Here is a 16,406-nt window from a genome sequence, read left to right as displayed (position 1 = left end):
AAGAATTTAGTAATTCCTACTTTACAAGTAGGAATTAATTGTTTATGATGATACTATTCATATCGAAAGGGGTTCCCTCAATTGAATCTATTATTGGTCATCATAAACCTTGTTGTATTCCTATCACTGATCGGCGCTTTGGTCATACTGAAGCAAAGAAAAGTGAAATTCTCCTATCGCGTGATGCTCGGCCTGTTGGTCGGCCTCGTATTCGGTGCTGCGCTGCAGCTCATCTATGGCACTGAGAATATAGTCATCACCCATACGATGGACTGGGTCGCGATTGTCGGCAGCGGGTTCGTCAGACTGCTCCAGATGATCGTCATGCCACTTGTATTCATCTCCATACTTGGTGCATTCGCCAAAATGGATATGAAGGAGAAATTCCTTAAATCAGGCGTCAAAATCATTGCGATACTGCTCGGTACAACAGCAATAGCTGCCACCATCGGCGTCTCTGCTGCGCTCATCTTCGATTTGGACGCATCCAACTTCAACCTTGGCGAAGAAGAGAATAACCGCTCCATCGCACTCGAATCGACTGCGTCCGAAATTGAAGGGCAGACGTTGCCAGAACAACTGTTGTCCCTGCTGCCTGCCAATCCTTTCCTTGATTTCACAGGAGAACGGGCGACTTCCACTATCGCAGTCGTGTTTTTTGCCGTATTCATGGGCGTCAGCCTCATCCGCCTTATGGACCGGGATCAGGAAAACGGTGAGAAGATACGCAGCGGCATCATCGCAGTCAATGGATGGGTCATGCAGCTCGTGAAAATCATCATCGCCTTGACGCCTTATGGTGTATTGGCATTGATGACCTCCACCGTCGCCACTTCAGACTTCGGCGCAATATACGATCTGGGAGTGTTCGTCGTCGCTTCCTATGCGGCACTCATTACAATGTACCTGGTCCACCTTGGCCTGATCGCCTTGACGGGACTCAACCCTGTACAATATTTGAAGAAGACGCTCGAAACTCTGATCTTCGCCTTCACTTCACGTTCAAGTGCAGGCACCTTGCCGCTTAATATACAGACCCAGCGGACACGCCTCGGCGTCCCGGCAAGCGTTGCGAACTTCTCCGGCAGCTTCGGCCTATCCATTGGGCAGAACGGCTGTGCCGGGGTATATCCGGCAATGCTTGGCATCATGATTGCACCGGCAGCTGGGGTTGAAATCAACGCGCAGTTCATCGTGACACTGATCGCCGTTACGGTAATCGCCTCACTCGGCATCGCTGGTGTCGGCGGCGGTGCGACATTTGCCGCCATCATTGTATTGTCGACGATGAACCTGCCGATCGCCCTCGCTGCGGTTCTGATTTCCATCGAGCCACTCATCGACATGGGTAGGACAGCACTCAACGTCAGCGGTTCCATGACAGCCGGCACCATCACCGCTCAGACTAACGGCTCATTGGATAAAGATGTCTTTGATGATCCGCACCTCGATGAATTGACTGCGGAGACTTAAGAAGCAACAGTCATCACGATGCTTCAACATCTAAAATAAGTCCGTAACTCCAAACAAATCCCCCCGACCGTGCCGGTCGGGGGGATTTGTGTTGCTTAAGGCTTTCGTGCAAGCCCTGATCAGTCTCGAGATCTGATCTTATATATACGCCATGATCAGCTCAAATGTATTCTTTATGGCATTCGTATGTGTACGTTCCATGCCATGACTACTTGAGACACCCGGTCCGATCAGTGCAGCTTTGATGTTTGCACCGGCGCGTAGGGCTGCAGATGCGTCACTGCCGTACATCGGATAAATATCAACGGCATAATTGAGCGCCTTATTTTCCGCATGATTAATCAGTTCTGTAGTCATGCCGTAATCGTACGGCCCTGAAGAGTCTTTCGCGCAGATGGACACATCGAACTCTGTACATTCAAGGTCCAGCCCAATACATCCCATATCGACTGCGAGAAGCTCTGTGATGTCTTCTGGTATCCATGCCGCCCCATGACCGACTTCCTCATAGGTGGAGAAGATGAATTTCAGATTTGTGGCAGGCACAATACCTTCTGTCTTCAGGGTCTTCAGTACACTGACCAGGATGGCTACGGATGCTTTATCGTCGAGGAACCTGGATTTTACAAACCCTGAATCGGTAACAACGACTTTCGGATCATAGGCAATGATGTCCCCGTTCTGAATACCCAATTCCTTTACATCTTCTTTACTGCTCACACGCTCATCCAGCTTTACAACAAGATTATCGATATCACGCTCTTTAGTCGCTGCATCTTTGTAGACATGGATCGATGGCGACTTGGATAGGATCGTCCCTGTAAACACTTTGTCATCACGTGTGATGATATCGCAGTATTCACCATCAAGTGTCGGTGTGAGCGGTCCGCCGATCTTGGTCAGGGACAGTGTACCGTCATCATTGATCGAACGCACCATCAGACCGAGTGTATCGATATGGGCACTGAGCCCGCGGGTGCGTTTTGTGTCCTGACCTGCCACACTGACGATCAGGTTGCCTTTCGGCGTTGTTTCCGTATCATAGCCCACTTCTTCAAGCGTCTCACGCACGTAGTCCACCGCATGCTTCGTATACCCCGACGGGCTGTTGATCGACAGCAGTTCTGTCAAAAAGGAAATTGTCTCTTCTTTTTTAAACATATGATCATGTATGAACAAAATTCAATTTGTCCATATCCTCCCCTCCATATTCTATAAAAACTTCAACAATTAGAATTCTACCATATTCCGAAGCACTGAGTCGGATGGATACAAAACATGAATCATCGGTCTATTGTAGACGCCTTGGTTTCATGCTGTCATCCACACCTGCTAATGTAATCTGCGGCCACTTTATAGATGGCATTCCATGTACACCATCAAGTCCTTTGATATAATGAAGTAAACTAAAGGAGAGTTTTCATGAAATCAATCGCTCCATTCCTCATGTTCCAGGGCAATGCTGAAGCGGCTATGCGCTACTACGAGGAAACATTCAAAGATGCACATATACGCATGCTGACCCACTACGGGGAGGATGCACCTGAAATGGCTGGTAAAGTGATGCAGGGTGCCATCCAGATACAAGGCCAACTGATCATGGTGATGGACAGCCAGACACCTGCAGAATTCACCTTCACCCCCAGCATGTCATTTTTCATCGAATGCATGTCTTCTGATGAAATCAACCTCTATTACAGAAAGCTCAAAAAGAAAGGCGCCATACACATGCCTTTGGATGAATACGGATTTTCGAGGCAATTCGCCTGGATACAGGATCAGTTTGGCGTCACATGGCAGCTCAATTTATCATAACGCACACAAAAAAGGCCGTCCCTCTTCTTATCAGGGACGGCCTTTTTTGTATTATTATGCAGTTCTTCTAGTCAAAAATCTAGTGAAGATTGATCTTTTAGTGCGTGGTTCCTTCTCTTCTTCCTTTTCGGCAAGGTGAGAATAGCTTTCAGCTATTTTTTTGTACTCTTCAAGGCGAAGTTCGGCAGTAATGCGATCAGTTGAGAACATTAATAATTCCTCCTGTAAATTTGTAATATAATTTATATATAAATATTTAATTATCTTTTGTTATGTATATAATATACCATTATACCAGTACTTTATCAAGTATATTGTGATGTTTTTACCAAAGTAAATCTATTGATAATTTTTAAACAATTCTAAAATAAATGAAATAATACGTAATATAATTTCATTAAAATGGAGATCATGAATAAATTATACATTTATTTGAATTATTATGTATATGCAATCGGTTTCTTAGCGGGTCACTGCATTTCCATAGTATTTTCTGAATATACATTATCTTAGTGACATTGGCGCAATATGAAAAAAAGATTTTTTTCTTCTTCGATGTCATGCTCTATTTCACACTATAATTACGTACCAAATTCACAAGTGGGCAAGATAATATGACTACGGCCCCTTACATATAAAAAATGGACCAGGCTTCATGCCTGATCCATTTGGTAAGTCATATCAATATGGGGGATACCGTCTTCCAAGTGCACTTCTGAAGTCGTCTTGAAGCCGAACTGCTGATAGAACTTTTCCAAGTGGGCCTGGCCATGTAGATAAACCATCTCACCTGGGTGCGTCTCTCCTACATATTGCATCGCCTGCTCCATCAATGCTTTGCCAAGTCCTTTTTTCCTATAATCTTTTCTGACAATGACTCGACCGATTGCAATCGGTTCTCCCAGCACAATCCTCAAGTAGGCTGTAATGCCCGAATCATCTTTCTTATAGATATGGGTACATTCAGGATCCCTGCCATCCACTTCCTGATAGGGGCATTCCTGTTCGACGACGAACACGGAAGTCCTTAAACGATATATTTCTTCTAGTGTGTCGACATCCAGTTCCTCAAACGATTTAACGTGCCACATGCCATTCCCTCCCTACTATCATCCGTAACACAAAAGCAATATCTTCATCAGCTATTTTTTATATTTTTATTTTTCAGTATGGCGACACTGAGTATATGGGGAATCTTGTGTGTCGTACCAGGGAAATATTCATCCAGATATGAGGCTACACGCGCCAATGTGTTCTTCCGTTGCTTCTCCTTCATTTCTGCCACCCAAGACACGGATGACAGTCTGCCGATCCACTCTTCATTGGTGAACTTTACATCATAATCGATCTTGAACAGTTCCATCAGATCAAAGCGTGCAGATTTCCATTCCTCAAACCACTCAACTGGAAAACTGTTGATCATCTGAGTCGCATTGTCTTTTGTGCCTGCTGGCCGAATCTGTCTGTCTGGCGAATAGTTCTGTATCGTCTTCATCGATTCTTTGACGATTTTTGATGCGGAGGTAAACCCTGAATCCATTATGATCAGATAGCCACCAGGCTTTAGGATCCGTTGCACTTCTTTAATGGTTGCTTCCCGGTCGAACCAATGCCAGGCGCGCATGACCGTAACGATATCATAGTTTTTGTCAATCAATCCCGTGTCTTCTGCATACCCTTCCCTGAAGACGACTTCCAGCTCATCTCCTATATGCTTTTGGCCAGCTTTAATCAGTTCAGAAGAAGGTTCCACAGCGTCGATGACAGCCCCTCTTGAGCTGAGCATTTTGCTGAGCAGACCGGGACCTGCTCCAAGATCTGCCACTTTACTGCCTGAAATGACGACTTCACGCATTTCCAAATCTGACACGAGGCGTTCTGGAATATCATTTCTATACTTAAGGTAATTGTCCGCCACATTGCCAAAGTCCACTTTCATTTTCCTACCCCCATACGAAGATATGATTGATAAATGGATTCATTTCAAACTCTAGTTTCCATTTAAGATTAAGTATAACATGATAAGGGTAAATCAAATAGAAAGGAGAGGATATCATTATGAGTAAATCAGTATTGATCATCGTGACCAACCATGGGACGATAAACAACGACGACAGCAGACCGACAGGACTATGGCTGAGCGAAGCGGCTGAACCGTACCATGTCTTCCAGGGAGCAGGCTATAGAGTGGATTTCGCATCTCCAAAAGGTGGCGCAGTACCGCTCGATCCAAATTCCCTGGAAGGTGAGCAGGACGAGAACGAGAAAGACATCATCAAGCTGCTTCAGGACACTAAACGTGTCAAGGACATGGTCTATGAAGGCTACGATGCAATCTTCTTCGCTGGAGGGCACGGCACGATGTACGACTTCCCTGGCCAGGCGGATATTCAAAATATCCTTGCGTTCTTCAAAGATGATGGCCGCACGATTGCAGCAGTCTGCCATGGCCCGGCAGCATTTGCAGATGCCAAGACGAAAGATGGCAAATATGTAGTCGATGGCGTCAAACTCACAGGTTTCACAAATGAAGAAGAAAAAGCCATGAAACTCTATGATGACATGCCTTTTGCCCTCCAATCCAAGTTGGAAGAAAACGGCACAGGATTCGTAGTTGGAGAAGCGATGGAGGAACATGTCGTAAAAGATGGCCAATTCATCACAGGACAAAACCCGGCTTCAGCTGAAGCTGCTGCCCAGGCAGTTATAGATAAACTCGGAAAATAATATTTGCACACCGGCCTTTTAAGGCCGGTTTTTTTATTGTAATGCGCCATCAAAAAAGGCCTCCCATCCTTATGGATGGGGGCCTTCAACATTTTAAGGGGATATTTTAGGATACTCCCCTATTGTCCAATACACGTTTCATCTCCTGCATTTTACCTACGTGCATCGCTTCATGGAGTGCGACAAATCCAACCTGTTCAAAACGCTTGGTCATGCCCATGAACTCGCGTGGAAGATCCTCCTGAAGCACTTCTTCTTCTACATCTTCGAGACGTGCCATGTGACCGCGCAGTAATGCTTCGATCTCTTTGGTATCTGGTGTATCATCGTCGAAGTCATCCGGACTTGTCCCACCTCCGAAATACTTTGCATACCTTTTATGCGTATCTGTATTTTTATCCGTGACAGCAGCCGTAACCATTTCCATCATCGTTGCGACATGTCCGAACTGCCAATGCAGGCTGTTGTTGAAGCCTTCAGGGATATGATGCATATCCTCTTCTTTCACTTCGTCAAATAGTTTGATCGTCCAATTGCGTACACTATTCAATTCAAAAAGTAATAGTTCTCTAGCCATTGGTGTCATACCTCCAATTTCTTTTCTTCCGTCTATACGTTATTTACCCGTTCAAAGTAGTTTTATTCATGCAAATCATTGTAAATCTTTAAGCCGTCATTTCTTCCGTCTATATTTGCGATGAATTGCATTTTCACCCCTATGGAGGGATAATGGACTTAAGCAAACACTCTCAACAACCGATTTCTAAGTCTGTTTCATGTGACGATGCCCGTTATGGAATAGCATCAAATCCTAATTATCGCTTAACGGGCAACGGGTTTTAGGCCTTTCTATCCTCTTTTCAAAACAGATTTGGGAGAGCATAAGCATGTAACGGCAATATCAGCAACATCGCCTCCCCCTTTGGAGAGGTTAAATCATTAGATATGAGAGGGAGATACCATGAGCCCACAAATCCGTAAAATGACGCGTTCAGATATTAAAGGTGTGCAGGAGACGGCAACCGACAGCTGGCATGCTACATATAAGGGGATCATCCCCCTTGAGATCCAGAATTGTTTTTTAGACATGGCCTACAGCGATGACATGATGCACCGTAAACTTGCCCAATCGCATATGTTCGTAGCAGAAGAGGATGGAAAAATGATTGGCTTTGCTGATTTCACCCAGCCTGACGCTCAAGGGAAAGTCGTGCTCAACGCCATCTACCTACGCCCGGCCTCCCAAAATAAAGGTGTGGGTACTCTATTGCTGACACATGGGATAGAACAGATTGAAGGCTTGGCCACCCTCTATGTTGAAGTAGAAAAAGAAAATAAGATCGGCAGACGATTTTATGACGCCAGAGGATTTAGAACCGTCAAAGAATATGATGATGATTTCGATGGCCACGTCCTAAAGACCGTACTGATGACCCTTCACGTTTAATGGAATTAGAATATGTAATGTGCCTTGCACCGTGTAGGCACATACAAAAATATCCGGGCGCCCCTATAAGAGGCGCCCGGATGTTTTTCGTCGTTAATTTCTCATTTTCTCCCTTAAGCGCTCATATTCTTCTTCTGAAATTTCACCTTTGGCGAGGCGTTTGTTCAGTATATCGAGCGCACGATTTTCCGTCACCTTTCATTATTGCCGCTATCCCCCTCATCACCCAGATTAGTATGAGGGACAGCGCAATGACGATGATCAGCCCGAAAAGACCAAACCCGAAAAATTCGTCCATGCCTTTTTGGAAGGATGAATGTTTGAAAATCTGCACATAAAATGCAAAATACGCGGGTAAGGTATATTAGATCAATCTATTCGGAGGGATTTACATGTTAAAACACAAAATTTCGTTGGGTTTCCTATCCATCTTTACCGCCCTTACGTTGACTGCTTGCGGTGAAGATGCTGATACAAGCAGCGACGAAGCACAGACGACTGAACCACAGTCTGAAGAAAGCAGCGGCATGGAGCACTCTGCAGATGAGATGTCCAGTTCGGGAGAAGTACCTGATGATTTAGAGGAAGCAGATGATCCAACATTTGAAGTGGGCAGCACTGCCATCATCCAAGCTGATCATATGTCAGGTATGGATGGAGCCGAGGCGACCATCTCCGGTGCTTTTGATACGACGGTCTATACGGTCTCCTATATCCCCACAAATGGTGGAGATAAGGTGGAAGACCATAAATGGGTAATCCATGAAGAATTGGAAGAACCGGGTGATGCGCCACTTGAACAAGGTGATGAGGTCGTCATGACTGCGCAGCATATGGTTGGTATGAAAGGTGCTGAAGCCACGATCGATTCAGCTGAACAGACGACTGTCTATATGGTCGACTTCAAAACCACAGACACCAATGAGGAAGTCAAGAACCATAAATGGGTGGTCGAAAGCGAGCTGACTTCACCCGAGTCCAAGTAAAGCGCCAATGATTGATAAAGCGTCCATCCTAAAAAGGATGGACGCTTTCTTTGTATACAATACGGTGCATCATTCCATTTCAAAGCGATGCAGGAGTTGGGCGTTGATTGCGACGATGATTGTACTCAAGCTCATTAGTATCGCACCGACAGCTGGGCTCAGTACAATGCCCCATGGCGCAAGCACCCCTGCTGCCAATGGAATCGCAAATACGTTGTAGCCCGTTGCCCATATCAGGTTCTGGACCATTTTATTGAACGTTTTCTTAGACAGGCTGAATATACCAAGAATATCTTTTGGATTACTCTCAACCAGTATGATGTCTGCACTATCCATTGCGATATCGGTACCTGCACCTACCGCAATGCCGACATCCGCCTCGGTCAATGCAGGTGCGTCATTGATGCCGTCCCCGTCATTGCGACGACCAATCCGCGCGCTTTGATTTCCGTTACCTTCTTGGCTTTTTCATCCGGCAGCACTTCTGCATAGACTTCATCAATGCCGATCTGCTGTGCAACATAATCCGCCACTTTTTGGTTATCTCCAGTGAGCATCATGGCTTTTATATTACGTTTGTGCAATTGGTCGATTGTTTCTTTTGCACTTTCCTTTATCTTGTCGGCTAGAGCGATGGCACCTGCCAACGATTCGTCGATAACCAGGAACACCACAGTCTTCCCTTGGCTTGACCAAGTATTGAAATTGCCATCATCAAATGCCATCTTCTGTTCCTTAATATATCCGGGGCTCACGACCTTCACATTTTTACCGTCGATTGTTCCTTCAATTCCTACACCTGTTATGGAATTGAAACCCTTCATTTCGTACAGGTCGAGTGCCCTCTTTGATGCTTCGTCGATTATGCCTCTGGCAATCGGGTGTTCAGAATCATTTTCCGCAGTTGCTGCGAAGCTCAGCATCGTATCTTCATCCATGTCGCCGAATGTCTGCACGTCCGTGACTCCGAATTCACCTTCGGTCAATGTACCCGTCTTATCGAATATTACAGCATCGATGTTACGCGCCTGTTCAAACTGGGGCCTGTTGCGTATAAGCAGCCCATGTTTAGCCGACAGGGCGGTGGATACTGAGATGACTAACGGTGCCGCGAGTCCCAAGGCGTGCGGACATGTGATGACCATCACAGTAACCATCCTTTGGATTGAAGTATCAATGCTTGCTCCGATACTGATCCATACGAAGAATGTAATGATGCCAGCTGCTAAAGCGATATAGAACAGCCACTTGGCGGCCCGGTTCGTAATATCCTGCGTCCTCGACTTCGTGGCCTGCGACGCCTTCACCATTTCAATCACTTGATTCAGGTAGGAGTCATCCATCAGCTTTTCCACTTCGATCGTAAGGGAGCCTTCTTTGTTGATGGATCCACCGATCACTTCATCATCAGTTGTTTTCTCAGTCGGTACGGACTCTCCTGTAAGCATTGACTCGTCCACTTGGGAAGATCCTTTAACAATTTTACCGTCCAGGGGTATCTTCTCGCCAGGTCTGACAAGCAACAGATCGCCAGTCTGCAGATCATCCACTGCGACTTCTTCCACCTCATCGTCAGCAGAGATGCGGTTTGCGGTATTCGGCATCAGCGAGGCCAACGATTCCAACGCCTTTGATGCGTTGCTGATGGAGCGCATTTCTATCCAATGGCCAAGCAGCATGATCAGCACGAGCGTCGCCAGCTCCCAGAATATCTGTTCCCCGTTGAACCCAAAGACGACTGCCATGCTGTAGAAGAATGCGATGGAAATCGCCATCCCGATCAATGTCATCATACCCGGTTTTTTTTCTTTAAGTTCGTCTATGGCGCCTTTGATGAATGGCCAACCTCCATAGAAATAGACGAATGTCGAAAGTGCAGCTACGATATACATGTCTCCTGGAAAGCGCCAGTCGACCCCCATGAACCCCTGTATCATCGGTGACAGCAGTACGATGGGAATCGTCACGACAAGTATTATGAAAAACTTCTTGCGGAATTCGGCCACCATATCTCCATGATCATGATTGCCATGATTATGGCCACCACCATGGTCGTGCCCACCCCCGTGATCATGCGCATGGTCAGCGTCCTGATGGTCATGGACTTCGTTATTATGATCCGCCATTCCAATCACTCCTTCTATTCAATCCAATATCAACTTCACCCCGATTATACCCTGCAGGGGTATTAATTACAAGTGATTACCCATTATAAATATAATGATTCAAACCAACAATCCGATATGCTGTCGTCTAGCAGTTGTAATGGCAAGGTGATTGAATTCATCTCTGTTTTCTATATAATCGATATTGTGGATCAGTTTCTGTATCCGCCCCTCAGCGTCATACTGCAATGATAAAGGGTTAATCCAAATAAACTTGAAGGAGACTCGTATAGTGACACGTTTTCTACTCAGCCTCATTCTGATGGGCATCGTTACATTGGCAATCTACTGGTTGCTCACCTCACTTGCACCATCGTTCGGCAGTTTCGCCATACCGGTTTCACTGTTGCTCGGTATTACAATCGGATTCTACATCTACATCACCATCGATAATCGATTATAGCCGAGTGGAATCCCTTGCTTATTTCGAAAATCGGAATATAATAGGACTATTGATTTTAGAGAAATAGAGGGATTCAATGGAACAAAATATACAGCAGAAACCGGATTATCGCCTTATTTTTATATTACTTTCCGGTGCCTTCGTCGCACTGCTTTCCAATACTTTTTTGAATGTCGCCTTGCCATCCATTAAAAATGACTTTGATATCACGACCTCCACTGTGCAGTGGGTCTCCACGGCCTATATGCTTGTCAGTGGTATAGTCATCCCGACCACTGCTTTCCTGATGCAGCGCTTCAGTTCCAAAACACTATTCTTAGCTGCCATGCTGCTTTTCCTGACAGGTACACTCGTGGCCGGACTATCGCCCGAATTCTATGTCCTGTTAATTGGCCGGATGATCCAGGCGTCAGGCTCAGCAATATTGATGCCGCTGCTGATGACTGTCATGATTACGAGCTTTCCGCCTGCCCGCCGCGGAACGGCCATGGGTCTATTCAGCCTGGTCATGTTTTTTGCACCGGCCATCGGCCCGACTCTATCGGGATTTATCGTCCAAAGCTATTCCTGGCATATGTTGTTTTTCATGATGGTTCCAGTGTTGCTTGTTGTTCTTACAATCGGATGGTTCAAACTCCCTAAAACAGAAACTAAAGATGCCATAAAGATCAATATTCCTTCAGTCATCCTATCAACGCTTGGTTTCGGCGGGATACTGTATGGCTTCAGTTCAGCGGGAAATGGTGGATGGACGCGTCCTGACGTCATCATCACGCTTGTTGTCGGGTTCATCAGTGTCTTCCTATATGTACGTAAGCAGACCCATATGGCACGGCCGATGCTCGATTTTTCAGTCTACAAGTTTCCGATGTTCACCTTGTCTTCCATCCTCATCGGCACAATGAATATGGCGCTGTTTTCAGGCATGATCCTCATGCCGATCTATCTTCAGGATATCCAGGGAATATCGCCAATTGATACTGGGCTCCTGTTATTGCCGGGCGCCCTGATCATGGGATTTATGAGCCCAGCCTCTGGTAAGCTCTTCGACATGTTCGGGCCGAAGCGGCTCGCAATCACCGGTCTCCTCCTGACCGTCGTAACCACCTACTTCTTCAGCCGGCTGACCTTCGACACCAGCTATGGCTTTCTGATCATGCTCTACTCGATCCGGGCATTCGGCATGACGCTCGTCATGACACCGGTGATGACCAACGGGATGAACCAGCTGACACCCAAACTGACACCGCACGGCTCTTCCATCAACAGCATGTTGAACCAGGTATCTGGTGCCATCGGTACAGCACTTTTGATCACCGTCATGCAGAACAGGATGAATGCAAAACTGCAAGGTGTTTCCTCAACTGACGACGCCGTCATCAATCAGGCCATGCTGGACGGCATAAATTTTGCCTTCCTGATCGCCACATTGATGCTTCTGGTGGCACTTGGCCTATCCTTTATGCTTAAGCGGGTCACCACGGATGAAATCCTGGAAGACGGCATAACAAAAGCACGTCCAATAGAAGAGGATTAAAAAAGGCCAGCCCCAATGGGGCTAGCCTTTTTCATCGTCATGCTTTTGGACTCTTCAACCTGAATGACAGAATCAGTCCGACTATTGAGAGGAACGTCGCGAACATGAACGCGTAGTTCACCCCTTGGATCATGCCCTGCATACCTTCAGATGGCACTTGCGTATTCGTCATGATGGATACAAGCAAGGCAGTCCCCACCGCACCCGCAATCTGGCGCATCGTGTTGTTCATGGCGGTGCCGTGTGGAATCAGTCTCGAAGAGAGCTGATTCAAGCCTGCCGTGGTGGAAGGCATCATCACCATCGAGACACCGAGCATCCTGAATGCGTTGACTGTCGTCAAGTAGAAGAATGATGTCTCCGGCCGGATGAAGGTGAATAGGAGCGATCCCAAGGTTACGAGCGATAAGCCGATGATCGCCAGCCAGCGGGCGCCGAATTTATCGAACAGCCTGCCGGTGACAGGACTCATCCCTCCCATGATCAAGGCACCCGGCAAGAGCATCAATCCGGATTCAAATGCTGTGAAGCCCATCATGTCCTGCATGAGTATCGGCAGAATGACCGCCCCACCAATCATTGACATGAAGACGATCATGCCAAGTGCTGTGGTCAGGGCAAAAATCTTATTCCTGAACACCCTGAATTCAAGGATCGGCTGCTCCAGCTTCTGCTGGCGTTTGATGAACAGATATAGGATTATGGCGCCAAAGCCGATTGACAGAAGTACCGGCGCACTCGTCCATCCCGCACCTCCAGCGATGCTGAAGCCGTAGAGCAAGCCGCCGAATCCGAATGTCGACAGGATGATCGACGGCACATCCAGTTTCGGATTTGTCCGTTCCGTAACGTTTTTAAGTATGAAATATGCCACAATCAAGTCGATTATGACGATCGGCAGGATGATGAAGAATAATCCGCGCCAAGGGTACTGTTCCACAAACCAGCCCGAAAGCGTCGGACCGATGGCCGGTGCAAAGCCGATTACAAGTCCGAATATGCCCATGGCCTGCCCTCTTTTTCCAGCGGATAGATCAGGAAGATGATGGTCTGCATCAATGGCATGATGATCCCGGCACCAGATGCCTGCAGCACGCGGCCCATCAGCAGCACTCCGAAGTTTGGGGAGAGGCCGGCAACCAGTGTACCGATACCGAACAGTCCCATCGCCGTAAAGAAAAGTGCCCGTGTCGTAAATTTATTGATCAGGAATGCTGTGACTGGAATCATGATACCGTTGACCAGCATGAATATGGACTGCAGCCACTGGGCCAGGCCGGCCTCTATGTTCAGGTCTTCCATAATCGGTGGGATAGCAGTGGCTAAAAGCGTCTGGTTCAATATCGCAGCAAAAGCACCTGAGACAAGGACAGCCATCAATGGCAGCCGCTTGATTGTTGAACTGGGGTGCTGTTCATTAGCCATTATTTATCCCTCTTTCATTTCTAAAACATAAAATAGTACTTCTGCCTGGCGGCAAAAGTACTTATCATTATCAAGACATTCTACAGCGCAACGTTACTTTTGTAAAGCGGCATTCCTGCTGATTTCGACGATCACAGACGCAGCTTTTACCATATTGTCAGTGGAGATATATTCGAATTTTCCATGGAAATTCTCGCCACCGGTGAATATATTCGGTGTGGGCAGACCTTTATACGAGAGTTGTGAACCGTCCGTCCCACCCCTTACTGGCTGGATGACCGGTTCGATATCCAACGATTCCATAGCTTCTCTGGCAAAGTCTACGATTTCCATACGCGGCTCGATCTTATCCCGCATATTATAGTATTGGTCCGCCATGTCCAAATGCACACGGTCCTCCCCGTACTGGGCCTGGAGCGCTTCTACATGGGATTTCATTTCCTTTTCCGTTCCTCAAACCGCGCTGCATCGAAATCCCGGATGATATAGGAGGCTGTTGTTTCTTCAACATCACCGGTGACATTGGTGAGATGGAAAAAGCCTTCGTAGCCTTCCGTATGTTCAGGCGTATCTTCTGGATCGAAGCGAGTGATGAATTCTGCTGCCATACGCCCCGCATTCACCATCTTGTCCTTCGCTGTACCAGGGTGTACACTGTTGCCGGTGAATGTAACGACGGCAGATGCTGCGTTGAAACTCTCATATTGCAGCTCGCCCAATGGACCGCCGTCCACTGTATAGGCGAAGTCTGCACCGAACCGCTCGACATCAAAATCGTGGGGGCCACGTCCGATTTCCTCATCCGGTGTAAATGCGACCCTTATGGTGCCATGTTCGATTTCAGGATGCTTGATGAGATGCTCCATGGCAGTCATGATTTCCGCAATTCCAGCCTTGTTGTCCGCACCAAGCAACGTTGTGCCATCAGTGGTCATCAGTTGATGCCCTATGTAATTTTCGAGCTCCGGAAACTCGGACACGGACAGGACGACACCCTTCGCTTCATTCAGGACGATGTCCCCACCTTGATAATCGACAAGTTGCGGATTGACATTCTGGCCGGTGAAGTCTGTCGCCGTATCCACATGGGCCAAAAAGCCGACTACAGGTGCACCTTCTACATTGGCCGGCAAAGTCGCCATCAGGTAGCCATTGTCATCCACCTCGACCTCGTGCATCCCCATCTCCTGCAATTCTGTCTCCAGCAGCCTGATCAGTTCCCACTGTTTAGCTGTAGAAGGCACACTTTTACTTGAAGCGTCCGACTGCGTATCGATTTTCGCATACCGCATCAATCTCTCTACCAATTGCTTCTTCACTTTTCCCATCCCCAATCCTGTTTTAATGTTGTGATTGATATTTATATACCATTCCGAGATTACGTCAGGTCCGTCTTCAATGCCTTTTCCCTTGAAGACCGTTCACGGGCCAGGCTGATCAGCTGATCCAGCAATTCCGGATAGGCAATGCCTGAAGCTTCAAGCAGCTTCGGATACATGCTGATGCTTGTGAAACCGGGCAGCGTGTTCACTTCGTTGACGATGACGGCGTCCTGGTCGGTCAGGAAGACATCGATACGCGCCATCCCTTCGCAATCCAATGCCCGGTATACATCAAGTGCTGTCCGCCTTATCGCATCAGATGTCTGGAGCGGCAGTTTTGCCGGTATTTCAAGGACTGCCCATCCTCATCCTCATACTTCGACTCGTATGAATAGAAGTCGGTGTTTGCAACAATTTCACCAGGCACCGACGCTGTCAGTTCCGCATTACCCAAAACGGACACCTCGATTTCCCGGCCGTTGACCGCACTTTCAGCCATCACTTTCGTATCGAATTGGAAAGCCAGGGCCACTGCTTTGTCGAATGATGCCTTATCTGTCACTTTCGACACCCCGACTGAAGATCCCTGGTTTACCGGTTTGACGAACATCGGCAGACCAAGCTGTTCTTTTGCGATGTCGAAATCGACCTCTTCTTTTTCATCATATCGATACACCACCCAGTCTGCAACTTGGATGCCTTCCAATTTCAGCAGGCGCTTCGTCATATCCTTATCCATGCATACCGCGGAACTCCTCACGTTGCACCCTGCATACGGTATCCCCATCATTTCAAGCACACCCTGCACAATTCCATCTTCCCCTGCAGTACCATGCAGTATCGGCAGCATGACATCAAAATGGCAGGCGCCTTTTTGTGAAGTGAACTGCTGTGACGGCAGGATGGATAACTGTACAGCATTCTCACCGTCCACCAGTGCTTCAATTTTCTCATTGTGGTCGGCGAGCAGCCACTCGCCTTCTTTCGTGATGTGGATCAGGCTGACATCGTACTTCGTTTTATCCAAGGCTTCCAGTACGCTCGCAGCAGAACGCATGGAGACCTCATGTTCCGTCGACTGTCCGCCATATAATATACCTATACTC

Annotated in this window: 13 protein-coding genes and 4 pseudogenes; 7 read left to right on the top strand and 10 right to left on the bottom strand. The window is 47.2% G+C overall.

What is annotated here, in order from left to right; all coding sequences use genetic code 11:
• The first annotated feature begins 81 nt into the window (after window positions 1-81).
• Window positions 82-1,473 (top strand): L-cystine transporter, encoded by a 1,392-nt coding sequence (locus ACYF68_RS04325; protein ID WP_461045501.1) that lies wholly within the window; start codon window positions 82-84, stop codon window positions 1,471-1,473.
• A gap of 138 nt (window positions 1,474-1,611) precedes the next feature.
• On the opposite strand, the gene ACYF68_RS04320 is transcribed toward ACYF68_RS04325, so the two are convergent.
• Entirely contained in the window at window positions 1,612-2,634 is a 1,023-nt protein-coding gene (locus ACYF68_RS04320) for a M42 family metallopeptidase (protein WP_461047486.1), read from the bottom strand.
• A gap of 261 nt (window positions 2,635-2,895) precedes the next feature.
• Between ACYF68_RS04320 and ACYF68_RS04315 the strand changes: the two genes are divergently transcribed.
• Window positions 2,896-3,288, top strand: coding sequence for a VOC family protein (locus ACYF68_RS04315; protein WP_461045500.1), 393 nt, complete (start codon window positions 2,896-2,898; stop codon window positions 3,286-3,288).
• Between the two features lie 54 nt (window positions 3,289-3,342).
• On the opposite strand, the gene ACYF68_RS04310 is transcribed toward ACYF68_RS04315, so the two are convergent.
• From ACYF68_RS04310 to ACYF68_RS04300, 3 genes are all read right to left on the bottom strand, one after another.
• The gene (locus tag ACYF68_RS04310) at window positions 3,343-3,498 is read right to left on the bottom strand and encodes a hypothetical protein (RefSeq protein WP_344703968.1); all 156 of its coding nucleotides are present in this window, start codon (window positions 3,496-3,498) and stop codon (window positions 3,343-3,345) included.
• Between the two features lie 443 nt (window positions 3,499-3,941).
• Complete coding sequence (locus tag ACYF68_RS04305; RefSeq protein ID WP_461045499.1) at window positions 3,942-4,379, bottom strand: GNAT family N-acetyltransferase; 438 nt, start codon at window positions 4,377-4,379, stop codon at window positions 3,942-3,944.
• A 47-nt stretch (window positions 4,380-4,426) separates the two neighbouring features.
• Window positions 4,427-5,227, bottom strand: coding sequence for a class I SAM-dependent methyltransferase (locus ACYF68_RS04300; protein ID WP_461045498.1), 801 nt, complete (start codon window positions 5,225-5,227; stop codon window positions 4,427-4,429).
• A 119-nt stretch (window positions 5,228-5,346) separates the two neighbouring features.
• Here ACYF68_RS04300 and ACYF68_RS04295 point away from each other — a divergent pair, with 119 nt between their 5' ends.
• Window positions 5,347-6,015, top strand: a complete 669-nt coding sequence (locus ACYF68_RS04295; RefSeq protein ID WP_461045497.1) for a type 1 glutamine amidotransferase domain-containing protein — start codon at window positions 5,347-5,349, stop codon at window positions 6,013-6,015.
• A gap of 106 nt (window positions 6,016-6,121) precedes the next feature.
• Here ACYF68_RS04295 and ACYF68_RS04290 read toward each other — a convergent pair whose 3' ends face one another.
• Entirely contained in the window at window positions 6,122-6,592 is a 471-nt protein-coding gene (locus tag ACYF68_RS04290; RefSeq protein ID WP_461045496.1) for a DinB family protein, read from the bottom strand.
• Between the two features lie 384 nt (window positions 6,593-6,976).
• Here ACYF68_RS04290 and ACYF68_RS04285 point away from each other — a divergent pair, with 384 nt between their 5' ends.
• On the top strand, window positions 6,977-7,462 hold the full coding sequence (locus ACYF68_RS04285; protein ID WP_461045495.1) for a GNAT family N-acetyltransferase: 486 nt from the start codon (window positions 6,977-6,979) through the stop codon (window positions 7,460-7,462).
• 93 nt (window positions 7,463-7,555) lie between these two features.
• On the opposite strand, the gene ACYF68_RS04280 is transcribed toward ACYF68_RS04285, so the two are convergent.
• On the bottom strand, window positions 7,556-7,657 hold the full coding sequence (locus tag ACYF68_RS04280) for an SHOCT domain-containing protein (RefSeq protein ID WP_461045494.1): 102 nt from the start codon (window positions 7,655-7,657) through the stop codon (window positions 7,556-7,558).
• A 197-nt stretch (window positions 7,658-7,854) separates the two neighbouring features.
• Between ACYF68_RS04280 and ACYF68_RS04275 the strand changes: the two genes are divergently transcribed.
• Complete coding sequence (locus ACYF68_RS04275) at window positions 7,855-8,448, top strand: YdhK family protein (RefSeq protein ID WP_461045493.1); 594 nt, start codon at window positions 7,855-7,857, stop codon at window positions 8,446-8,448.
• Window positions 8,449-8,517: 69 nt separating this feature from the next.
• Here ACYF68_RS04275 and ACYF68_RS04270 read toward each other — a convergent pair.
• Window positions 8,518-10,574: pseudogene (locus ACYF68_RS04270) on the bottom strand (copper-translocating P-type ATPase).
• A 271-nt stretch (window positions 10,575-10,845) separates the two neighbouring features.
• On the opposite strand from ACYF68_RS04270, the gene ACYF68_RS04265 reads away from it, so the two are divergent.
• On the top strand, window positions 10,846-11,016 hold the full coding sequence (locus ACYF68_RS04265) for a hypothetical protein (RefSeq protein WP_344703996.1): 171 nt from the start codon (window positions 10,846-10,848) through the stop codon (window positions 11,014-11,016).
• Between the two features lie 76 nt (window positions 11,017-11,092).
• A complete protein-coding gene (locus ACYF68_RS04260) occupies window positions 11,093-12,553 on the top strand; it encodes a DHA2 family efflux MFS transporter permease subunit (RefSeq protein ID WP_461045492.1) in 1,461 nt (486 codons plus the stop codon).
• 37 nt (window positions 12,554-12,590) lie between these two features.
• Here ACYF68_RS04260 and ACYF68_RS04255 read toward each other — a convergent pair.
• The 3 pseudogenes from ACYF68_RS04255 to ACYF68_RS04245 form a co-directional block, all read right to left on the bottom strand.
• A pseudogene (locus tag ACYF68_RS04255) lies at window positions 12,591-13,978 on the bottom strand (MDR family MFS transporter).
• A 93-nt stretch (window positions 13,979-14,071) separates the two neighbouring features.
• Window positions 14,072-15,297, bottom strand: a pseudogene (pepT, locus tag ACYF68_RS04250) (peptidase T).
• Window positions 15,298-15,356: 59 nt separating this feature from the next.
• A pseudogene (locus ACYF68_RS04245) lies at window positions 15,357-16,357 on the bottom strand (D-alanine--D-alanine ligase family protein).
• Between the last annotated feature and the right edge of the window lie 49 nt (window positions 16,358-16,406).

It is taken from the genome of Salinicoccus sp. CNSTN-B1, from assembly GCF_054792835.1.
Note: the sequence above shows the minus strand (reverse complement) of the source record. Positions and strands in the feature narration are given on the sequence as shown.